The sequence below is a fragment of the [Muricauda] lutisoli (nom. illeg.) genome (assembly GCF_017313105.1).
Classification (GTDB): Bacteria; Bacteroidota; Bacteroidia; order Flavobacteriales; family Flavobacteriaceae; genus Flagellimonas; species Flagellimonas lutisoli.
Window position 1 is genome coordinate 525,543 of record NZ_JAFLND010000001.1, and the last position, 24,316, is coordinate 549,858.

The window sequence follows — 24,316 nt, forward strand, 5'->3', positions numbered from 1 at the left end:
TACGTTGAAATAACATGTTTTATAGATGAACGGTAACTTTTTGGTTATCGGGTGTATTGAATATAATTAGAATTTTATAAGAACAGAAAATTACTATTAAGAATATTAAGGTCCCAAATCTGACGTATTCTTCCAATCAAGACTTAACCCTATGCTCCCACAAAAAACAAGGCATTTGCTATATGTCGTGTTGTTGGTGTTCATATCAATCTTCGGTTCCACGGTATTGGCAAAAACTCATGTTGCCCGGATTCTGACCCATACGGTTTCCGAAAAAGCTGAGTCCGATACCCAGAAGGATTTTTCTGATGCAGCTATTACAGAAGTATCGGTCGAAGAAAATGAAGCCTTTACATCAACGGCTATGTTTGCAACCATCATAAACGGCGCGAACGAAGAAGTGGTGTGTTCCAACGATGGGAGTACCTTGGCAAAATTCTTTTTGTGCGGTACCAGCGATGTTAGAACCCTAACCTTAAGTCAGTCCGGAAGTTCTTATCAATGGCAGCAGCTCGACCCGAACAGTTGTGCACCTACAGTAGTGGATGATTGTCCTACCATTAACAATGCCTGTACATGGAACACCGTTGGAACTGATGCTACTTTTGATTTGTCCACAGCAGGAGAGTTCAGGGTCCGTGTAAATTCAGGTCAGTACTATTATTTTAAGTCCACGCTTAATCCGTTGAACCCTCAACTGATCAAAGAGGATATTATTTGTGGCAATCCTGGTAGGGTGGAAGTAACCAATGTCCCCGCTGGTTATGAATACAGTTTGAACAGCGCTGCAGGTCCTTATCAAGATGACCCATTTTTCGATATTACCGCTTCAGGCGACTATCGCGTTTATGTAAGATTGAAAAATGTTTCAGAGTCTGCCTGTGTATTTCCATCTAATTTGGTGACAGTGGATGATCTTGACATCACCGTAGATGTTACGGCGAATGATATTTTATGTAGTGGTGAACTGGGAAGTATTGATGTTGCCGTATCGGGTGTTCCGGGCTTTTATACCTACCGATTGGTGAAGAATGGTATTACGGTAGATACTTTTGGTCCCAACGGATCGGATAATTACACTTTTGCCAATGTAAGTCCAGGAACCTATAATATTCGAGTGGAAACCAATACTTGTTCCGAGACTATAACTACTGATATTGAGGGCGACCCTATTGTAATAGGTGGGGGGATAAGCCCATTGGCCGTTTCGGCAACGGCGTCCGATAGTTTTGGTTGTGGAGCCTCATCTGTGGATGTAAATGTCACCACAAGTGGTGGCACTGCACCTTACCGATTTAGTGTCGATGGAGGTCCATTTGGTTCAACGTACTCAGGTACGTCCACATTTACCGTTTCAACGGCAGGAACCTATAACATCTTGGTCGAGGATGCCAATGGCTGCCAAAGGACTGCGGCGGTGGATGTTGAAAATATACCACCACCCCTCTTTAACTTTACCGAGGAAGATGCTAATTGTGGTGGTGCCAACGATGGTAGGATCACAGTAAACGTGACCAACGGATATGGTTACGAAATACAATATAGCGTTGATAACGGAGCAACTTTCCAAATCAGCAACACCTTCTCAAATTTGGCCCCGGGCAACTACGATGTGGTATTGCTTTACGAGCAGGATTCTTTTACCTGTACGACCACTCCGCAAGCTGCGACCATAGGTACGCCATCTACAATTACGGCTACCGCAACACCCGATAGCGCCCCGACCTGTATGAACGAAAACGGTGGACAAATCACCATATCTGGAGTTTCAGGTGGAACGGCGCCTTATGAGTACAGTGTGGGAGCTGGCTTTAGTAGTAACCCCGTGTTTCCAAGCCTTGGAGTCGGAACCTACACCCCGATGATCCGTGATGCCAACGGATGTGTACAAGCACTTCCGGATATCGTTTTCAATAGCTTGAATAAACCAACGGATTTGGATTTTACTATTTCCAGTTTGGATTGTATCACGACCACGGCATCTTTGGATTTGAGTGTAACCGGTGGTTCAGGAACATACACCTATGAAATTATTGCCCCAGCAGGTAGCGTTGTGAACAATGGAAACAACAATACGTTCACAGGTTTGGGATTGGGAACCTATACCTTCAGGGTAACCGATGATGAAGGTTGCTCCTATGAAGAAAACTATGCCATCACCGATATCAGCTCTATTGGGGTACAAGGTCAGCAGACCCGTGTGGTAACCTGTGTTGGTGATGCTGATGGTGAAGGTCGATTTTTGGTGGATGGATTCAATTCCACCTACAGCTATAGCATTGATGGCGGACCTGTTTCTACGGGACAAAACAGTAATATTGTTCCATTAACAGGGTTGGCAGCCGGAAGCTACGTGATTTCCGTAACCGATGAAGAAACCAATTGTACCGATACGGCCACATTGGTCATTGAGGAGCCATCGACTGCTTTCGCCATTTCCAGTTTGGATGTAACAGCAATGAGTTGCCAAAATGGTAATACAGGGGCTGTACGCATCAATACCATAGGCGGATGGGGCGGTAACAGATATACCTTGACCCAGCCCGACGGTTCCACAAGGGGACCTAAAAATGGAAGTACGTTCTCCAATCTTTCACAAGATGGTCCTTATCAGGTTAGTGTCACCGATGCCAACGGGTGTACCGTAACGGATAGCTTTACGTTGACCCGTTTGGATGCCCCGACTTTGACCTTGGATACAGGAGCATCAGACTTTTGTTACGATAACTTTACGGCTGCTACACTGGTCGTAAATGCTACGGGAGGTTTGGCTCCGTATCAATACCGAATCAATGGGGGAGCTCTGGGTGCTGGTACTAGTTTTAGTGGTTTAACACCTGGAACTTATACTATCGAGGTCATAGATGCCAATGATTGTAGGGATACCGTGACCGCAACCATAGAGCCACAAGTAATAGCAAATGCTACCACTATACAGGAGTTGGACTGTGCAGGCCCTCCCGGTCAGATTCAGGTGAACATTAGCAATGGTTATACATTATCAGGCGATTATGATATTTACGAAGTCAGTATCAATGGCGCGCCATATACTTCTAATAACAATAACATTTCTGGAAATTCCTTTGTGTACAGTATTCCCAATGATGGCTCCATTATTTCCGATACCACATTCCAGTTTATGATCACCGATGCTAGGGGCTGTACTACGGAAACCAATACAGTGACCATTTCTCCACCGGAGACCATTGCAGGTACCGCTATTGCAACAGATACTCAATGTGGGGACGATTCCAGTGGTGTTGTAGAGCTCATCCCTGACACCACGCAAGGTGTTCCTCCTTATGAATTCAGCAATGACAATGGAGCAACTTTTAGCACACAAAATATATTCTCAGGATACGGAGCGGGAACCCATGGCGGTTTTATTATTCGTGACAGCAGGGGTTGTGTGAGTCCTGCCTACTCCGTGACCATTGGCTCCAGCGACCCTTTGGATGCCACCGCAACACCAACAGATGCCGTTTGTTCCATAGGATCGGTAAATGGCTCCATATCCGCTACAATAAACAATGGGGTTGCCCCCTTCGATTATGTTTTGGTGGATGAATTTGGAGGTATGGTAGCTTCATCAACCGGAACAGCAAGCACAACGGTAACCTTCCCAAACCTGCCATTGGGCAACTATACCGTTATTACAACCGATGCACAAGGGTGTGAGGATAGAGATCAAGTGGTTATCTATCAAAATCAATTGGATTTGATTCCGTTGGATCCAGACCCTGCAGTTTGTTCTGATACCTCGTTTCCGTATCGAGTACAAGCCACCGGGGGATTGGCACCTTATGAATTTAGACTGGTAGGGGAGCCAATTTTTAACCCTGCTACTTCCGGAGGGGATACCTACGATTTTACCGGTCAAGTGGTACCTGGCGTCACCTATTTTGTTGAGGTAAGGGATGCAAATGGCTGTACCTATATTGAAGAAATAGACCCAATAGGACCCAGTAATCCGGTTTCGGTCTCCGCAACATCATTGGCGGCTTCCTGTAATGTAGCCGGAAGTGGTTCCATAGAATACGAAGTTTCCGGAATTTCAGCACCGGGAGATTTTACCATTACGGTTCAGAATACCGATACAGGGGCAATGGTCTCTACACAATCATTCACTGGGGAGGCTATGCCATATACCGGTATAATTACTGGGTTGGCACCAGGAAATTATCAACTAATTGTAAGGGACGATACAAATGGATGTAGTGGAAGTACGCTCGCCTTTATCGATATCAGTTCAGTGTCCATTTCCATTGATAATTTTGTAGAAGCTACCTGTAATGTAGGCGCTTTAGTTACTGTCCGAGGTTTTGGAAGTGCAGCACCCTACAACTATGCTTATGTACCTTCTGGAGACCCAGCGCCAACTTCTTTTGTTTCCGAGACAACTTTTGAGATTCCGGGACCTTACCCAGCGGATTACGATTTTTATGTTCAGGATGCCAATGGATGCACGGCCTATACTACTTTGACTGTTACCCAAGAAGCTGGGGTTCCCGATCCGGTTATTGACGTAGTGAACCAATGTACGGCAACGAGTGGATATCAAATTGATATGGTATCGCCACTTTCAACAGGTTCAGGACTGCCCGATGAGACTTACCAATACGATATTGGAAGCGGTTTTCAAACCGGAACAACTTTTATTGTGCCCAATCCGGGAAGTTATGTAATAACGGTAAGGGATGGCAACGGATGTACCAACACCGTAACTGCAAACGTCTTCGACTTCTTTGCCATTTCGGCTGATGCAACATCATACCCAACCTGTAATGCTGGCGACGGTGAAATTACCGTAAATACTACTGGAGGTAGTGGTAATTTTGAATATCAGCTTAGGGATGCAGGCACTTTGGCCAATATAGGATCCCCTCAGAGTTCCAATATTTTTACAGGTGTAGCCCCAGGCGATTATAATATTTTGGTTACCGATCTGGACTCCAACACCGCACCTTTATGTTCAGATGAAGCCATTGTGAACGTTTCCACGGTAAATTCACCCTTAATTACGGCCACACCAAGTAGCGATGTAACCTGTTTTGGATCTGATGATGGTACCATATCGGTGGAATTACAACCAGGGACAGATACGGATACGCCTATAAACTATGTTTTGTATCAAGGTGCAACAGCTACAATCATAGCGGGACCACAAGGTTCTCCGGTATTTGATGACCTTCAACCAGGTACTTATCAAGTAGAGGCCGTATCCGATAGAGGATGTACGGACCGGTCCGGAAATGTTATCATAGATGAGCCAACACAATTGATGATGAATGCAGTGAACACGGAGTTCAGTTGTAATCCATCAAGCAATCAATTTAGCACGGCCACCATCACGATTTATACCGATGACAATGGCGATGGCACAGGAACACCTACGGGTTCGGGCTCGTATACCTATAGCATGAACGATGGTACCCCTCAATTTGATGGTACCAATTTCCAGACCAGCAATACCTTCGAGGTAATTGATAATGGAACCGATCAAACAATAATTTTGACGGCAAGGGACCAAAACGGATGTGAGCAGACCGCAACGGTGAACATCAATACACCTACGGACATTACTTTTAGTTACAATGTGAATCAAATTACTTGTGATGCTTCCGGAACTGGCGTAAGCCCAGGTTCCATTGATATTATCGTAAATGAAGGACCGGGAAATTACGAAGTCGAAATTCTTCCATTGGGCTCGGAACCTGCCCGAAGTTCAGGTGGCACTGACCGAGTAACCTGGGATATTGCTACACCTGGGGATTACATTTTTGCTGTAACCGATGTTGGCAGTGGTGGTTGTACCTATTTGACTACTACCATCAATATGCCGGAGTACAATAATATCGAAGCTGTTATTGCCGAGGTGGAACCTGTGACCTGTTTCAACGGTTCCGATGGTGTCATCAGTTTGGATATTGCAAATTACAGCGGCACATATAATTATGAGGTGTTCTCCAGGGACAATGCCGGGGTCGAAACGTCTACTGGGATAACGGGTAGTTTTGATACGAACGCTCCGATAAATTCGCCGGAAATTATTGAAAATGTACCAGCAGGTAATTTGGTAGTAAGAATTGAAGCTTTGGATGCTCCATATTGTGATGCAGTGAGCAATGTTACAACGGTGCGCTCTCCTGATAGACCTTTGACCGTGGATGCGGTACAAACATCACCAGTAACATGTAATGTGCCCGGATTCGGTGAGATTACAGCTTCGGGTGATGGAGGATGGGGAACCTACGAGTACCAATTGGTAGCTTCGGATGGTACGGTATTGGTGGATTACCCTAATACCAACCCTGTTTTTGAGAACCTTTCGACCGATACGTATACCGTTAATGTAAGGGATTTGAGGGGATGCGAATCCACTATCAATATTGATTTGCCATTGCCCACACCAATTTCAGCGGATATTCAGGTAGTGAGCCCATTGGCCTGTAATAATGATAACGATGCCATTATCGAAGCATACAATGTGGTTGGCGGACAAGGTCCAGGAAACTATCTGTATCAATTAAACAGAATTACGGACGGTACCAATAGCGGTCTTCAAACAACCACTACCTTTGCAAATTTATCCGCAGGAGCATATACCATTACCATTTTTGATGGATGGAACTGTAGCTTTACTACAGCTCCTATTACAGTCCAAGACCCAGAGATTGTTGTTGCTGAACTGGTTGAGCTTCAGCCCCCGGGATGTGGGGACTTGGGTAGAATGGAGCTCACGGTGACCAACCCGGAACCGGGAGTGGATTATTTTTACCGAAGAGCTGGTACCACAGACCCGTTTATGCCTTTTGGAGCTGGTATGACGAGTGTGGAAATTGCCGCGGACATTACCTTAGATCCCGGACCCTTCCAATATGATGTGCAGAATTCCAACGGTTGTCCGTTCGAGAAATCAAATCAGATTTCATTGGACCCCGCAGCCCCTTTGGTGATTGCATTGGATTTGACCAACGCGACCATCAATTGTGCGGGCGAGGCAACGGGAATTATCCGTTCCGAAGCATTCGGCGGAATCGGAAATTATGTCTACACCTTGGTGAATTCCAACACTATGCCACCAACAGCGGTATCGATAGTGCGTCCTGCCCAAAATTCTGGAATTTTTAGGGAATTGAATCCCGGCACCTATTATGTGTATGCGCAGAGCGGTGGTTGTGAGGCTATTTCCGACCCTATTGTTATAGAACCAAAAGATCCATTGGTGTTGGATTATTTGGAAGCAGTTCCTGTGGTTTGTGCTGGCGACATGAACGGACAGATTATCATAGAGGCCAGTGGAGGTACTGGTCAAATTAGATATTCCATTTCCGATACATTGAGCGAGTTTTTTGAAGCTGATGATCCTGATAACCCCAACAGAAAAACCTTTACAGATTTGGCACCGAGAACCTACGACATCATTATCCAAGATGATTTGGGATGTACGATCACCAGAACCGTGGAGATTACCCAACCCATGGAGTTGGTTGCGGGCGTTGTGGAAACTACCCCTGAAACCTGTATGGGCGATGGGGATGGCACAATGACCATCGAGGTTACTGGTGGAACAGCACCATACTATACCAGTGTGAATTCAGCGGACGATGCCGATTTTGTGCAAAACGATGATTTATTCTTTGACAACCTTCAAGGAGGTGAAACCTATGTTGTGTTCGTTCGTGACGCCAATGGCTGTCAGACCAATATAATCGCTGACATCGGCGTGGGAGTGGATATTGTTGCGGAACCTATTGTGGAATATGGTTGTGAAGGCATTTTTCCCAATAGTACGGTCACCATAAATATTGAAGATAGTTCCCAATTATCCGATTTGTTGTTCTCCCTGGATGTGGACGATGTGATGATGGCGACCGAACAACGTACCTTCGGGGATTTGCCAGCAGGAGAACATACCGTATTTATTTACCATTCCAATGGTTGTGTCACTTTTGTGGAATTTGAAGTTGACGCTTACGAGCCACTGACCTTGGAAGCAACCAAAACGGGCCCTGGGGAGGTTACGGCAGTGGCATCTGGCGGATTCGGTGGTTATGAATATTTCTTCCAAGGTGAATCCTATGGTGAGGTCAACACCTTTAGCATCACACAGGATTCCAACATTAATATTATGGTTCGTGACCAAAACGGTTGTGAGGCAACTTTGGTAATGCCGTTCAATTTTGAGGGAATGCCCGAAATGCCAAACTTCTTTACACCGGATGGCGATAACCTTAACGATTACTGGTATCCTGAAAACCGCGAATACTTCCCCTTTATAGATGTAATTATTTATGATAGGTACGGCAGGGTTGTGGCTCGTTTGGACCAAGTGAAAAAATGGGATGGCACCTATGAAGGTAAACCTTTGCCAACCGGAGACTACTGGTATGTAGTAAATGCAAACGATAACGAAAAACAGCAGTTTGTAGGTCATTTTACGTTGTATCGATAGCAAATCAACACAAACTACGTATACTTTTCAAACTCCAGTAATTCGGTTCTTTTTCATAATCAGCATAATACCAAGAGCAGTGACAGAAAAAGGTGTTTAACTGATTTAAATCATTGTAAACCAGATAATAGTAGGGTAAATTGTGTTGCTTGTGAAAAATGGAGCTCCAAGATCCTTTTCGTAAGGTTATTAACTTAAACATTAAGATCATGAAAAAGCTATTATTGGTTCTTTTTGTGCTGGGGTTGGTAGCACCTATGCAATCTCAAATCATTAAGACAGAGGAATTATCAGAGGTAGTTGTGTATGCCACAAACTACAAGTATCTGAACAGCATTGATACTCAGGAAGAAGCTTCCGTGCCAGTAGAAATGCTTAGACGTAAAGTAGCAGCTTTCGATGTAAAGAACTCAGAGTATTATCAAGATGACTATGATGTTTACAACATTAATTTCTATATCCCAGAGGGTAAGATTTTAGCTGCGTATGACAAGGACGGAAAAATAATCCGTACTGCTGAAAGATTTAAGAACATTAACCTGCCCAATTCTGTGAAAGCAGCTGTCGTGGACAGATTCCCTGAATGGACCATCACCAAGGACACTTATATAACACATTATTACGATAATAAAGGTGTTACCAAAAAGTACAAATTGAAATTGGAAAATGGAGATAAGGTGTTGAGAGTAAAAGTGGATGAAAAAGGTGAATTCCTGTAGCGGGTAAGTTCCTAATGTTCATTAATGAACAATAAAATTAGTTACAATGTCTGTATTAAAAGTTATTGAGATTTTAGGTAATTCTACCGATAGTTTTGAAGATGCCATTCAAAATGTAATAAATGAAGCATCTAAATCGGTAAGGAACATTAAGTCTGTGTATGTCCAAGATATGCAGGTTAGCGTTAAGGAAGGTAAAATTTCAGAATACCGTGTCAATGCCAAAGTTACCTTCGGTATTGTCGGTGAATAAAGTTTTTCTTTCCTAGGAATATGGTCCAAGCAAAGTTTTGTTTTGGACCATATTTTTTTGTAAAAATTTAGAAGTCTATGGGTTTACTCCTTTGAATTAAAGGATTTACGTGTTTTTTCCAATAATTGGATGGCCTCTTCATCCGAAACCTCCCTGAATTGGTTATAAAACTGTCCCACCGCATGAAAGTTATATGGTGTTTCCAAGCAGATTACTTCATCAATATAATTGGAAGACCCCATGTTTTCAATGGCACTTCTTGGGGCAACAGGGATAGTCACGACTACTTTTTTCGGGTGTTTTTTATAGACCATTTGCGCCGTGATCATGATGGTGTTTCCTGTGGCAACACCATCATCCACAATAATTACGGTTTTCCCTTTTAAATCCAAAGGTGAGCTATTCTGGTAATATTGGTTGTATCTTTTTCTTAGTTTTTGCCGTATGATTTCGGTTTCTTCAGCAATATAAGATGGGTCTATTCTGGCAGAATCGCTCAGGATGATATCATCTAAACTTACTGCACCAATCGCATATTCCCTATTATACGGATGGCCTATTTTTTTTGAAAGGGCCACATCTAACGGGGCATGAAGAGATTCTGCAACAATTGCTCCCAAAGGCAGTCCGCCCCTAGGAATAGCAAGGACCACAACATTTTCTTTTTTAAACTGCCGTAATCTATCTGCCAATTGTAGGCCGGCATCTGTTCTATCTTGAAACATTTTCCTTTGTTGTTTTAAACCATTTATCAAACCATTCAGCCGCTATATTAGCCACTGTTTCAAGCTTTCCAGGCTCTCCGAACAGATGGGTTGCCCCAGGGATTATTTCCATTTTCTTTTGGCATTCAAGCTTTTCATAAGCTTTTTGGTTCAGCCAGATTACCTCGGTATCAAGCCCGCCTACCAGCAATAGGGTGGGGGCTTTTACCATATTGAGTTCATCAAGGGCAAGGTCGGGCCTGCCCCCTCGTGAAACTACTGCACTAATGGAGTTTCCAAAATGGGCGGCAGCCCTAAGTGCAGAAGCTGCTCCCGTACTGGCGCCAAAATAGCCCATGGGCAATTTTAAAGTATTATGTTGGTGATAAGCCCATTGGGTGGTTTCGATTAGCCGCTTGGTAAGTTTATTGATATCAAAGCGATTTTGATAAATCCTGTCCTCTTGCTCGGTCAATAGATCAAATAACAATGTGGCTATTCCCTTAGCTTGAAGAATATGGGCCACAAAGTTATTTCTGGTGCTAAATCTGCTGCTTCCGCTCCCATGGGAGAAAATGACCAATCCTTTGGGATTGTCGGGTATGGTAAGGTTGCCCGCTAAGGTGGCATCTGTTACATTGATGTTTATTTCCGGGGTCGTCATTATTTCCTTCGATTTATACGTGTCCTCAATTGATGAAGCTAGGAAGATTCCTTTGGGCGGACAATGACGGGAATCATGTGAAAAAAATCTATGGAGCTGTTAATTAATGGTTTAAATGCTCCCTATGGTTTTCTTGTATATGGGGGAATATTTTAGGATAATTTTTTTCTGGACAGCAGAAAACCTTTGTTGGCCAAAAAACGATAAAAGTTTTAAGTACTCTATGTTTAAATCTTGTCAAAATTTATATTTTTGCAGTCCCTTTTCGGGATGTGGCGCAGTCTGGTAGCGTACACGCATGGGGTGCGTGTGGTCGCTGGTTCGAATCCAGTCATCCCGACGAACCGGTAAAACAAAGTTTTGCCGGTTTTTTTTATCTTATCTTGAACGGGGACATGAATGTAATTTTAGTTAGAGCTAAGCATTCTAAACTCATTTTTGGAAATACCTCATTTCTCTGCAGATTTACATAATCGGATGTTTTTTTCTATGTTTAGAATACCTCGCCTAAGGACTTAAATTTCAAGGTGATTATAAGATGTTGATAACCAGTTGGTCAAATCGAATTGGGCTAACCTGTAATAATGGTAGGAACATCCGTAACTTGGGTACAGGGGATAACGGTTCGGCCTGTTATTTTTGTAGTATATAATTAGCTAAACGATCAAAGTAAAGTAGGATGAAAATGAATGTGAAATGGGTGCTGGCCATTTTTGTTGTTGTTTTTTGGGGTAAATCCTGGGGGCAAGATTCCCCTAAAAGTGTTACGGCAAAATACATCGATCAAGAAATTACTTTGGATGGTGTACTGGACGAACCCATATGGCAAACAACAGAGATAGCTGGGGATTTTCAACAATTTTTTCCATCGGATCAGGTTGCGGCGGAATATCCTACGGAAATTCGCATCCTCTATTCCGATACCCATTTATATGTTGGTATCTATGCGGAAAAACCACCTGGGGATTATGTAGTATCAACTTTAAGAAGGGATTTTGGAGCACTTTCCAATGACAATATTTCATTATTGTTCGATACGTTCAGTGATGGTACTACAGCATATTTTTTTGGGGTGACACCTTATGGCGTACTTCGCGAAGGGTTGGTTTCCGATGGAGGGAATGACTTTAACAATACTTGGGATATTAAATGGCAAGCAGAAGCCACCCGATTTGATGACCACTTTGTTATAGAGATTGCCATACCCTTTACTTCATTGAAATTTGTTGAGGGATCCACAAGCTGGCGTTTTCGTCCTTACCGATGGAATAATCAAGCAAATCAACAGGATACCTGGGTAAAAGTGCCCCAAAATCAAAACTTATCCAGTTTGGCCGATATGGGGGAACTGTACTTTGAAAAACCTTTGGGCCGTTCAAGGACCCCGTTTGCCATAATTCCCTATATAAATGCACTGGCGGAAAAAGACTATGCAGTCGATGATGCCAAAACTAAGTTTAAAACAGGTGGCGATGCCAAAATAGCCATTGGTAACGGTATGAATCTGGATTTGACGTTAAACCCTGATTTTTCAAACGTGGAAGTGGATGATATTTTTACCAATCTAACTCGATTTGAAGTCCGTTTGCCCGAAAAGCGACAGTTTTTCATTGATAATAGTGACCTTTTCGAAAATTTCGGCAATACGTTTAATGAGGCTAGACCATTTTTTTCACGAAGAATAGGATTGGCCCGGGATACATTGGGCAACCTTATTCAAAATGACATTATAGCAGGTGCCAGATTGAGCGGAAAATTGGACAATAATTGGCGTTTAGGTTTTTTAAACATTCAAACCGCTAAAGACGCAATCAACGAAATTCCTTCCAACAACAATATGATGGTGACTTTGCAAAGAAAAATAGGCAAGCGTTCAAACATTGGAGCTTTTTGGGTCAACCGACAGGCTATGGGAAATGATTCTTTTCTTGAACCCGGTGAAGAGTTCAATAGGGTTTTTGGAGTAGATTACAATTTGGCCTCTGCGGATAATATTTGGAACGGGCGGTTCTATCTCCACAAATCATTTCAGCCCAACGACCGTGTGGGAAATTTTTCCTCTCAAGCTACGGTAACCTATAATCCCCGCCATTGGGACATAACACAGGACCTGGTATACATTGACGAAGACTTTACAGCTGATCTTGGTTTTGTGCCACGTACCGACAGATTGAAGTGGGGCACTGGGATCAACTATATAATTTATGACAATTCAAAGGTGTTCAACACGCATTCTCCCGGTTTTTTGGGCATTACTTATTGGAGGCCAAGTCTGGATTACAAAAAAACCGACCATATGTATCGTTTTGGTTGGGAAACGTTCTTTAGAAATCAAGCAAGGGTAGAGGCAAGGTTCTCTAATAACTATATCTATTTGTTAGATCCTTTCGATCCCACTAGAACACCCGGAGCTGCACCCTTACCGGGAGACACTGGATATTACTTTAACCAGTTCAACCTTGCTTACGAATCCAACGCGACAAATGTATTCACGTATAATGCAGAAACAACTTTTGGACGGTTTTTCAATGGTGATATCACCGCTGTAAGGGGAGAGCTTGGTATACGTATACAGCCCAAAGCACAATTCAGTTTGGGTTTTGATTATAACAATATAAGGTTGCCGGGACCTTATGCCGAGGCGGAGATATTTTTCACGACTTTCCGTGCGGAAATCTCCTTTAGCAAAAAGCTTTTTTGGTCAACCTTGGCGCAGTATAGTGATCGCCAAGAAAACCTTGGTATAAACTCCAGGTTGCAATGGCGATTTGCTCAGCTTTCTGATTTATTCCTTGTATACAACGACAATTATTTTACCGGGGATTTTGGTCCCCGTTTCAGATCAATCAACCTAAAACTGACGTACTGGTTGAATTTATAGTGCTAGGTATGATAAACTATTAATATTTAACATATTAAATGGAATTCTATTTATCATTTACTTGAATTGAATAAAGTTTTCTTTGTAATTTGACACAAACACTTAAATAATGGCAAAATATACACTCAATATCAACGGCGAAAACCATGAGGTGGAAGCAGACCCATCAACTCCCATGCTTTGGGTACTTCGTGACCATTTGAACCTTGTGGGAACAAAATATGGATGCGGTATCGCGCAATGCGGTGCATGTACGATCCATTTGGAAGGTACTGCTACCCGCGCCTGTATGCTTACGGTGGCTTCTGTGGGAAATCAACAGGTCACAACTATTGAAGGTTTGTCCGAAGAGGGCGATCACCCCGTACAAAAAGCTTGGTTGGAAGTGGATGTGCCCCAATGTGGATATTGTCAGGCCGGGCAGATTATGACCGCCGCGGCTTTGCTGGACAAAAACCCTAACCCGACCGACAACGAAATTGAGATGGCCATGAACGGCAATATCTGCCGTTGCGGAACCTATACCCGCATCAAAAAAGCTGTGAAATTGGCCGCCAGTTCTAAATAAGAACTGATTTAATCATCTAAAAACTACCACAACATGTCACAACAAAAAAATATCAATACTCTTGGGCGTAGAGCCTTTTTGCGCAACTCCAGTTTGGCAGGAGGCGGACTGATCTTGGGCTTTAGCTGGCTGAATTCCTGTAAACCCAAACAGGTTACTGAAGCAGCGGTCATGGAAATGCCCGAGGAGTGGTTTGAAATCAATGCGTATTTGAAAATCGGAGAAAATGGGGTAGCCACCATTTATTGTCCAAATCCTGAATTTGGACAAGGAGTGATGACTTCCATGCCCATGTTGGTGGCAGAAGAACTGGATATTGCTTGGGAAAAGGTGATGGTAGAGATGGCACCTTATGATGCAGAAATCTATGGTAGACAATTTACAGGGGGCAGTCAAGGGATACGAACAAGATGGGAAGGACTCAGAACAGTGGGTGCTTCGGCCAAGCAAATGCTTAAAGAAGCTGCTGCGAAAAAATGGGGTGTGCCCGTGTCGGAAATATCCACTGCTGATGGGGTGTTGACCCATGATCCCACAGGAAACACATTGGGATATGGAGAAGTGGCTGCTGCAGCTATGGACGTTGCTGTACCTGAAGAAGTTACCTTGAAATCTCCAAAAGAGTTTAAGATAATCAGCAATTCCAAAAAGAATGTTGAAGGCAAAAAAATTGTGACCGGTAAACCCATGTTCGGGGTGGATTATCAATACGAAGGTGCTTTGGTGGCCATGGCTGCCCATCCACCTGCATTTGGGTTAAAATTGAAGTCTTTTGATGCTACGCAGGCCAAATCCATGCCCGGAATTGTGGATGTTTTTCAAATAAAGACCTATGCCGAAGATTACCAACGAAATTTTTTCGATACCAATGCCTTTACGGAATTGGTCGTGGTGGTCGGGAAATCCACATGGGAAGTAATGAACGCCAAAAAGAAATTGGATGTGCAATGGGAGCCTTTTTCCGATTATGAATACACAGCAGATAGATTTGGCAATAAATCTCAGGTAAAAGTTCCCAGTGGTCTCGAAAGTACAGAGGCACATTATGCCAAAATGGAAGAAATGGCTGCAAAACCAGGACAGGTGGTCCGTAAAGATGGAGACCCTGACAGTGCATTTAAAAACGCGGCAAAAGTTATTGAAAGAAGTTATACCTGCCCATTTTTGGCACATAACTGTATGGAGCCTATGAATTTCTTCGCTCATGTTACCGATGATGGCGCAAAATTGGCTGGACCCTTGCAAGCACCCCTATTAATTGAAGGGGCCATTGCAGCAAGTCTGGGCCTTCCTCCAGAAAAGGTGGATATTGAAATGACCCGAATGGGAGGCGGTTTCGGAAGAAGGGCCTATTCACATTACGCCATAGAGGCAGGGCTCATTTCCAAAAAGGTAAAAGCTCCGGTAAAATTGGTCTATTCTCGTGAAGACGATATGACCTTTGGTATTTACAGACCATCTTACCAAGCCACGTACAGAGCCGCTTTGGACGAAAATAATAATTTGGTTGCCTTCCACGTGAAGGCCGGCGGAATACCGGAAACACCCATTTTTGCCGATAGATTTCCGGCAGGGGCAGTAGACAATTATATGGCTGAGCAATGGGAGCACAACTCCAATATCACCATAGGTGCTTTCCGTGCACCAAGGTCAAATTTTATGGCCGGTGTGGAACAGGCCTTCTTGGATGAGGTTGCCGAATTGGCCGGGAAGGACCCGATCTCTTTCAGATTGGAGCTTCTGGATAAGGCAATGACCAATCCGGTAGGGGAAAACAACGATTATGAAGCGGATAGATTGGCCGGTGTATTGGAATTGGTCAGGGACAAATCCGATTGGGGCACCGAAAAACAAGGTGTATTCCGTGGTGTAGCGGCATACTTCTGTCATAATACGTACGCGGCACATGTTATTGATGTGGTCAAGGGCAATGATGGAACCCCTCGAGTGGAAAATGCAGTGTGTGCCATGGATTGTGGTATTGTGGTCAACCCCGATGCCGCTGCGAATATGTGCGAAGGAGGTATTGTGGACGGTGTTGGTAATGCCATGTATGGGGGACTTACTTTTAGAGATGGGGCAACCCAACAGGATAATTTTGACAAGTACCGTATCATTAGGCATAGCGAGGCACCTAAAAACATTGAGGTGCATTTTGTACAGAATGAAATTGACCCTACAGGTTTGGGTGAGCCACCTTTTCCACCAGTGATGGGAGCTTTGGCCAATGCCCTGTACAAAGCAGAGGGAAGACGATTGTACAATCAGCCCTTTATTGCCGATAAGCCACCCATTGTTGGTTAATTGATGGAATACTGTTTTAAGTGACCTTGAGGTGTGTGAAAATTTGTTTTTTGGTCTTTGTGAATTTTGTAAATAATACTGGTTTTAATAGAAAAGCCCGTAATTCTCAACAGTTACCATTTCAGATTGGCTAGGTATTTAGTAGATTTGGGAATAAACCAAACTATCTAGCTGACTCATGACCTCAAAACAACGCTCATTTTATTTTCTTTTTACGTTTTTATTGACTTGTGCAACCTTTGCCCAAGATTTTGAAGCCTTGCAATACCGTACCATTGGACCTGCTCGAGGAGGTAGGGTAACCACCGTCACGGGAACGGCAATGCTTCCCGGTACTTTTTATTTTGGTGCTACAGGTGCCGGTGTATGGAAAACCGAGGACTACGGGACTAGTTGGCACAATGTTTCCGATGGATTTTTTAAAACACCATCTATTGGGGCCATCGAAATTGCTGCCAATGATCCGAATATCATTTATGTAGGTACAGGTTCCGATGGAATTCGCAGTAACATCATTCAAGGGAAAGGCATGTATAAATCCATTGATGCTGGAAAAACATGGGAGCATATCGGATTGGAAAACGCAGGTCAGATCGGTGCCGTTGAAATAGACCCTACCAACAGTAATATTGTTTGGGTGGCGGCTATAGGTAATGCTTTTAAACCCAATAAAGAACGCGGTATATTTAAAACAACCGATGGCGGTAAAACTTGGGAAAAGGTATTATATGTTTCCGAAGAAACCGGTTTTGCCGATTTGGAACTTCTTCCGGGCAATCCCAATGTGGTGTACGCTGCGGCATGGAAAGCACGTCGTACACCTTGGACCATCGATTCTGGAGGAAAGAACAGCGAAGGAGGTATTTATAAATCCATTAACGGTGGAAAAGACTGGGAAAAATTGGAAAAAGGTCTTCCCGAAGGATTGATCGGAAAGATTGATCTGGCCGTATCGCCCATCGACTCCAAAATACTTTATGCCGTTATTGAAGCTCCAGATGAGGATAGAGGACTTTATAAATCCATTGATCAAGGTAAATCCTTCACACATGTTTCAGATGACATAAGGTTGGTGAACCGGCCTTTCTACTATACCAATATTGAATTGGATCCTACCAACCCGGATATTGTCTACTCCAATGCCAATCCTTTGATAAAATCCACGGATGGAGGAAAAACATGGACAAGGATGAGTGTTCCCCATGGGGATAATCACGATATCTGGCTCAATCCGGACAATCCCGATTTGTTGATTCAAAGTAACGATGGAGGTGCCAATGTATCCCACAATGGTGGAAAAACATGGTCAACCCAATACAACCAACCTACAGCTGAAATTTATCAAGTAGCAGTGGATGACCAATACCCATATTGGGTTTATGGAGCGCAGCAAGACAACACTACCTTGGCCATCCCAAGTATGGCCCCAAAGGCAACATCTCCAGCGAACGGAAGTGTAATGATGGCTGTCGGTGGTTGTGAAACAGGTCCCGTAATTCCAATGCCCGGCAATCACTATATTGTTTATAACAACTGTAAGGGTCGCTTTAGCGTGTACAGCAAAAAAACAGGACAAAGTCGTGAGTATTCCATTGGCGCATCCAATATTTATGGGCACAATCCAAAGGATTTAAAATATAGATTCCAGCGTGTGGCCCCCATCCATGTTTCTCCTTTTGACCCTGAAGTGGTGTACATGGGTTCTCAGTTCTTGCACAAAACCAGTAATGGCGGTAAAACATGGGAAATTATTTCTCCAGACTTGACAGAAAATGACCCTGATAAACAAGTAATTTCAGGAAAACCGATCACAAGGGATATTACTGGCGAAGAATATTACAGTACGCTTTATTCCATCCGTGAATCCAAAATAAGCAAAGGTGTTATTTGGACGGGATCTAACGATGGTGTTATTTCCATTACCAAAGATGGTGGTAAAACATGGGAAAATGTTACACCTAAAAAATTACCTAAGGGAGGGAGAGTTGAGTCGATAGAGCCATCTCAATTCAATCCTGAAAAGGCCTACATAGCGGTAGACCGCCATTTGTTGGGAGATACCACACCCTATCTTTATAAAACGGATGATTATGGCAAAAGCTGGGAATTGATCAGTACCGAATCCAACGGGATACCATCCGACCATACCACAAGGGTGTTACGGGAAGACCCGGTACGAGAAGGATTGTTGTATGCAGGTACCGAGTACGGAATGTTCATATCCTTTGATGATGGCGGAACCTGGAAAAAGTTTCAACAGAACCTACCGGTGACCCCCATAACGGATATCACCTTGTTCCGAGGTGATTTGGTGTTGAGTACCATGGGACGTGGGTTCTGGATTTTGGACAATATTACCAGTCTTCAAGATGAAAACATTACGCAGTTGGGAGACACTCCCGTATTGTTCAAGCCGGATGATACATACAGGTATCAAACTCCAAGGGGAGGAGGCGATTTCCCATCGTACCCATCAACCAGTGTAATTATCGATTATTACCTGCCAGCCGATAGCAAAGATGGTGTGAGCCTTCAAATTATGGATGCTCAAGGAAAAGAGGTCGCGACCATTGTGAGCGACTCCACAAAACTGAAATCCACTACTGAAAAAGTTGAGGACATGAGCCTTAGTATGACTTTTGTTTATATGGATGAAAAGTTGGAAACAAAAAAGGGATTGAACCGTTTCAACTGGAACCTGGAACAAAAAGGTGCTTGGGCAAAGAACAAAAGAAGACGCTACAGAAACGGACCCATGGTATTGCCTGGCATGTACACCGCAAAGCTAACGGTCGGTGATCAATCCTTCGAGAAATCTTTCGAAGTCCTAATGGATCCAAAACTCGAAGAGGATGGGGTTTCTTTATCCGATATGAAAGAACAGCAGGAATTTCAGTTTAAAATAATTGATTTGTTGTCCGAAGCAAGGATGCTTCAAGATAAAATAGAGGATAAAATCAAAGAGCTTGAAAAATCAAAGGTCGGAGAAGCCAAAATCAAGCAGTACAAAGATATTTTAAAGGAGCTCAAGAATGATGAAGGCGCCTATCCCGAAGTGGTGATGGTGTCACAGATTTCGTATCTCTACTATATTTTAAGTAGTGCGGATAAGGTTCCGGGCCAAGAGGAAAAGGACCAGTACCAAGCTTTGTTGAACCAGTTTAACCAGCTTAAGGAAAAAGCTTCTGGTATTTAGTTTTGGATTTATTTGCCAATGAATTGGACCCCAAACAAAACTTGCTGCCCAAGGATGGTATTGTAAATTATTTTGGTCCTATGGTAAATCAGAATCAAGCTGATTTTTACTTTGGACAACTCAAAAAGACCATACCCTGGGAGCACGATGTGATCCATATGTTCGGCAAGCGAATCGTGACCAAACGAAAAGTGGCCTGGTATGGGGACAGCCCCTTTGAATATACCTATTCCAAAAGCACTAAAAAGGCATTGTTGTGGACACCTGAGCTAATGGAACTGAAAGAGCTTGCCGAAAAACTCACAGAGGAGACCTATAATTCCTGTTTGCTCAATTTGTATCATTCGGGAGAAGAAGGTATGGGTTGGCACAGCGATGATGAAAAAGAATTGAAACGGAACGGTGCCATAGCTTCTTTGAGTTTTGGGGCCGAGCGAAAATTTGTTTTTAAACACAAAACCACCAAAGAAAAAGTGGAGTTACGTTTGGATCATGGTAGTTTATTGGTAATGAAGGGTACGACCCAAGAGCACTGGCTCCACCGTTTACCACCAACAAAAAAAGTTGGAACACCAAGGATAAACCTTACGTTTAGAACCATTGAAACAAACTGAATTTGGGTACCTTAAACATTTGGTAATTCGATTTGGAGCGTATTCATTGAAATGGTCTCTATATTGCAACTTGTTAAGTTACTTTAAGTCAATGAAAGACCTATTCCTTATCCTTTTCGCCATCGGGTCTTTGCTGCATTCTTATGGACAGACCATAGACGTTATCTCATATAATATCCGGTATGATAATCCAGATGACGCGCCAAATAACTGGGACAATAGGAAGGACTTTTTGATTTCCCAACTCAAATTTTACCATCCCGATGTGTTCGGTATTCAGGAAGGGTTGATTCATCAAGTGAAGGAAATTGATAACGGATTGGAAGAATACGCTTATTTTGGTGTGGGCCGAGACTATGGTGATGAAAGAGGGGAGCATACCGCCGTTTTCTATAATGAACGAATGGTGAAACTTTTGGAAGAATCTACATTTTGGTTATCCACCACATCGGAAAAACCATCTAAAGGGTGGGATGCCGCTCTTCCTCGGACTTGTACTTATGGAATCTTTGAAAACAAAAGTGATGGCGAAAAATTCATGGTCTTCAATACCCATTTCGATCATGTTGGGGTAAAAGCACGTGAAGAAAGTTCCAAGCTTATCCTTAAAAAGATAAACGAATTGAACATTGAAAACTATCCTGTAGTGTTAATGGGCGATTTTAATCTGGAAAGTGATAGTCCGGGCGTACAGGTGATTTTAACCGAAATGGCAGACGCCCATATTGCCGCCGGAGAAAACGCTTTTGGTCCAGAAGGAACTTTTAATGGCTTTGAATTCAATAAACCTGTAGTAAAAAGAATCGATTACATTTTTGTCTCCTATGACTTTGAAGTTTTAAAAAGTGCCATCCTGAGCGATTCCAAAGATACCCGATACCCATCGGACCACTTGCCCGTTTTTGCTCGATTGAAATATTGAAGGAAGTAAATCAACCATGGTCTTTACTTTTATTTTTTAGCTCAGGGGCTTCTTATTATTAGTATTGATTTTAAGTAACTCGAAAAAACCCAAAAACAATGTTAATTTTATAAAGATGTTCGAGGTAATTATTCAGATTGTTAACAGAAATTTTTAACTTGAAAGGGAATTAATCAACATTATGGCAACTTTTACACTTAACATCAACGGAACAAAACAAGAGGTCGATGTAGATCCGTCTACACCAGTCCTCTGGGTTTTACGAGATCACTTGAATTTAGTCGGAACAAAATATGGCTGTGGAATCGCGCAATGCGGAGCCTGCACCATTCATTTGAACGGAACAGCGACAAGAGCTTGTATGCTTACCGTTTCATCCGTAGGGAACTCTGAAATCACAACAATAGAAGGATTATCCGAAGAAGGTGACCACCCGGTCCAAAAAGCTTGGCTGGAAGTGGATGTCCCTCAATGCGGATACTGTCAAGCAGGTCAAATTATGACCGCTTCCGCCCTTTTGGAGAAAAATCCAAATCCAACGGACGAAGAAATTGAAATGGCCATGAATGGCAATATCTGCCGTTGTGGAACGTACACAAGAATCAAAAAAGCCGTGAAACTAGCGGCTAAATCATAATCCATAAAACTAGTATAATGACACTTGTAAAGACAAAAATAGGACGACGCGCCTTTATTAGGAATACAGGATTGGCTAGTGGTGGACTTGTTATTGGGTTTAGCTGGTTAGCTTCTTGTAAAATGACTCCTGAGCAGGTAAAAAGCTTGCCAGATGAGTGGTTTGAACTTAACGGATATCTAAAAGTAGGGGACAATGGTATGGTTACGATCATGTCACCGAACCCAGAAATTGGTCAAAATGTAAAAACTTCCATGCCCATGATCGTGGCTGAAGAGCTCGATACAGCTTGGAAGGATGTGATTGTGGAACAAGCACCACTGAACACCGACATTTTTACACGCCAACTGGCAGGTGGTAGCCAATCCATTCGACAAGGATGGGAAAGTTTGCGAATGGCGGGGGCCACTGCAAGACATATGTTGAAAGAAGCCGCCGCACAAGCTTGGGGCGTTTCTGCAGATGAAATTACCACCAAAGATGGTGTGTTGACCCACGAAGCAAGTGGGAATTCAGCTGGCTATGGAGAAATGGCCTCTGCTGCCACTGGCATTGAAGTGCCCGAAGAGGTGCAGTTAAAAGACAATGGAAACTTTTCCATTATTGGTACGGACAAGAAGAATGTGGATGGTAAAAAAATAGTTACCGGTAAACCACTTTTTGGATTGGATGTGTATAAAGAAGGAATGTTGACAGCCATGATTGTACATCCGCCAGCTTTTGGAATGAAATTCAAAAGCATGAATGCCGAATCGGTAAAATCAATGCCTGGAATAAAAGATGTATTCCATTTTGAGGCGTATCCTGAAGATACAGAAAAAAGGTGGTCGGATGGAGGTGCCATTCCAGAATTGGTGGCGATTGTTGGCGACAGTACATGGGAGTGTATGCAGGCCAAAAAAGCTTTGGATGTAGAATGGGAAGAGGTGTCCAAGTTGGAAAGTACATCATACCACGATCAAGCCCTTGCATCACTTTTGGAAAAACCACAAGAAGAGCCCGCAAGAAAAGATGGGGATGTGGACGCAGCTTTTGCAAAAGCCGCAAAAATCGTTGAAAGTACCTATTCAGCACCCTATTTGGCCCATAATACTATGGAGCCCATGAACTTTTTTGCACATGTTACGCCCGAAAAAGCTGAGTTGCTCGGTCCAATACAAACCCCGGAGTTTTTAGAACAAACTTTGGTGTCCAGGTTGGGAATGCCAGCGGAAAAAATAGATGTAATGATGACCCGTATGGGAGGTGGTTTTGGCCGTCGCTTATATGGAACTTTTGCTGTAGAAGCAGCTGCGATTTCCCAAAAAATGAATGCCCCCGTTAAGTTGGTGTATTCGAGGGAAGATGATATGACACAAGGTACTTATCGTCCATCTTACAAAGTAAGATATAAAGCTGGTTTGGACGAAAACGGAAACCTGATAGCATGGCATGTTCGTGGAGCAGGTACCAATGATGATTTAATTTTCGAAAACCGCTTCCCGGCAGGAGCTGTGGACAACTATTTGGCGGAAAAGCATAGTTTGGAAACCAACGTAACTACGGGAGCTTGGAGAGCGCCACGTTCCAATTTTATCGCCGGTGCCGAACAGGCATTTATGGATGAGGTGGCAGAAGCTGCCGGTAAAGATCCATTGGAATTCCGATTGGAACTTTTTGATAGGGCCATAAATAATCCTGTGGGTGACCCAGAAAGAAACGATTACGATCCAGAACGCTATGCTGGAGTATTGAAGCTTGTTAAAGAAAAAGCCAATTGGGGCTCCGAAACCGGCAAAGCCCGTGGCGTAGCAGCCTATTACTGCCATAATTCCTACGTAGCTCAGGTTCTTGAGTTGGAGGATGGTGGCGACATGCCAAGAGTTGATAAAATAACTTGCGCTGTGGACTGCGGTATCGTGATCAATCCGTTGGCTGCTAAAAACCAGATAGAAGGTGGTATGATCGACGGTATTGGCCACTCAACCTATAGTGCCCTCACCTTTGAAGATGGAAGGCCGGAGCAATCCAATTTTGATACCTACCGTCTCATGCGTCACTCCGAAGCACCCAAAAATATAGAGGTACACTTCGTGGATAATGGCATAGATCCAACGGGTCTGGGAGAGCCTTCTTTGCCACCCGCAATTGGAGCCTTGTCCAATGCGCTGTACAAAGCAACCGGAAGACGTTATTACAAACAACCTTTCATTAATGATAAGCCGCCATTGGTTGGCTAAATCATATCGATTTAAAAATTAGAATTAACAACTGGTCAGTAGATGCTTTTTACTGGCCAGTTTTTATTTGTGTCTTTCACTAATTTTAATTTTCTACAATAAGTATCTGAAAAACAATATTTTATATTAAATAAAAATTTTTATAAAAAAAGTTGCAGTATTGGTTTTTTATTTATGTTT

General features: G+C 43.1%; 13 protein-coding genes and 1 tRNA gene. 12 read left to right on the top strand and 2 right to left on the bottom strand.

The genetic code is table 11. The annotated features are described in order from the left end of the window. Window positions 1–151 precede the first annotated feature (151 nt). The 3 genes from J0X13_RS02555 (at window position 152) to J0X13_RS02565 (ending at window position 9,427) form a co-directional block, all read left to right on the top strand. Window positions 152–8,455 carry a T9SS type B sorting domain-containing protein gene (locus tag J0X13_RS02555; protein ID WP_207069905.1) on the top strand — a complete coding sequence of 2,768 codons (8,304 nt, stop codon included), beginning with the start codon at window positions 152–154 and terminating at the stop codon, window positions 8,453–8,455. Window positions 8,456–8,664: 209 nt separating this feature from the next. Beyond that, the gene (locus tag J0X13_RS02560; RefSeq protein ID WP_207069906.1) at window positions 8,665–9,174 is read left to right on the top strand and encodes a nicotinate-nucleotide adenylyltransferase; all 510 of its coding nucleotides are present in this window, start codon (window positions 8,665–8,667) and stop codon (window positions 9,172–9,174) included. Between the two features lie 46 nt (window positions 9,175–9,220). Then, entirely contained in the window at window positions 9,221–9,427 is a 207-nt protein-coding gene (locus J0X13_RS02565) for a dodecin family protein (RefSeq protein WP_207027406.1), read from the top strand. Window positions 9,428–9,510: 83 nt separating this feature from the next. Here the strand turns inward: J0X13_RS02565 and J0X13_RS02570 are convergent, their stop codons facing one another. Together J0X13_RS02570 and J0X13_RS02575 are read right to left on the bottom strand one after the other, a co-directional pair. Further along, window positions 9,511–10,152: a phosphoribosyltransferase gene (locus J0X13_RS02570; protein WP_207069907.1), complete on the bottom strand. Its 642-nt coding sequence runs from the start codon at window positions 10,150–10,152 to the stop codon at window positions 9,511–9,513. Continuing rightward, on the bottom strand, window positions 10,139–10,795 hold the full coding sequence (locus J0X13_RS02575) for a dienelactone hydrolase family protein (RefSeq protein ID WP_207069908.1): 657 nt from the start codon (window positions 10,793–10,795) through the stop codon (window positions 10,139–10,141). Before J0X13_RS02575 ends, J0X13_RS02570 begins: the two co-directional genes overlap by 14 nt. 266 nt (window positions 10,796–11,061) lie before the next feature. Between J0X13_RS02575 and J0X13_RS02580 the strand changes: the two genes are divergently transcribed. The 9 genes from J0X13_RS02580 to J0X13_RS02620 all read left to right on the top strand — a co-directional run bounded on the left by J0X13_RS02580 (window position 11,062) and on the right by J0X13_RS02620 (window position 24,136). After that, a tRNA-Pro gene (locus J0X13_RS02580) sits at window positions 11,062–11,135 on the top strand. Window positions 11,136–11,474: 339 nt separating this feature from the next. Continuing rightward, window positions 11,475–13,676 (top strand): DUF5916 domain-containing protein, encoded by a 2,202-nt coding sequence (locus tag J0X13_RS02585; RefSeq protein ID WP_242535598.1) that lies wholly within the window; start codon window positions 11,475–11,477, stop codon window positions 13,674–13,676. Between the two features lie 109 nt (window positions 13,677–13,785). Beyond that, window positions 13,786–14,244: a (2Fe-2S)-binding protein gene (locus J0X13_RS02590; protein ID WP_207069909.1), complete on the top strand. Its 459-nt coding sequence runs from the start codon at window positions 13,786–13,788 to the stop codon at window positions 14,242–14,244. A gap of 33 nt (window positions 14,245–14,277) precedes the next feature. After that, complete coding sequence (locus tag J0X13_RS02595) at window positions 14,278–16,548, top strand: xanthine dehydrogenase family protein molybdopterin-binding subunit (RefSeq protein ID WP_207069910.1); 2,271 nt, start codon at window positions 14,278–14,280, stop codon at window positions 16,546–16,548. Window positions 16,549–16,726: 178 nt separating this feature from the next. Continuing rightward, complete coding sequence (locus J0X13_RS02600) at window positions 16,727–19,744, top strand: VPS10 domain-containing protein (RefSeq protein ID WP_207069911.1); 3,018 nt, start codon at window positions 16,727–16,729, stop codon at window positions 19,742–19,744. Window positions 19,745–19,746: 2 nt separating this feature from the next. Next, complete coding sequence (locus tag J0X13_RS02605; protein WP_207069912.1) at window positions 19,747–20,358, top strand: alpha-ketoglutarate-dependent dioxygenase AlkB family protein; 612 nt, start codon at window positions 19,747–19,749, stop codon at window positions 20,356–20,358. 91 nt (window positions 20,359–20,449) lie between these two features. Further along, on the top strand, window positions 20,450–21,280 hold the full coding sequence (locus J0X13_RS02610; protein ID WP_207069913.1) for an endonuclease/exonuclease/phosphatase family protein: 831 nt from the start codon (window positions 20,450–20,452) through the stop codon (window positions 21,278–21,280). A 181-nt stretch (window positions 21,281–21,461) separates the two neighbouring features. Beyond that, the gene (locus J0X13_RS02615) at window positions 21,462–21,917 is read left to right on the top strand and encodes a (2Fe-2S)-binding protein (protein WP_207027195.1); all 456 of its coding nucleotides are present in this window, start codon (window positions 21,462–21,464) and stop codon (window positions 21,915–21,917) included. 17 nt (window positions 21,918–21,934) lie between these two features. Continuing rightward, entirely contained in the window at window positions 21,935–24,136 is a 2,202-nt protein-coding gene (locus J0X13_RS02620) for a xanthine dehydrogenase family protein molybdopterin-binding subunit (protein WP_207069914.1), read from the top strand. The last annotated feature ends 180 nt before the right edge of the window (window positions 24,137–24,316 follow it).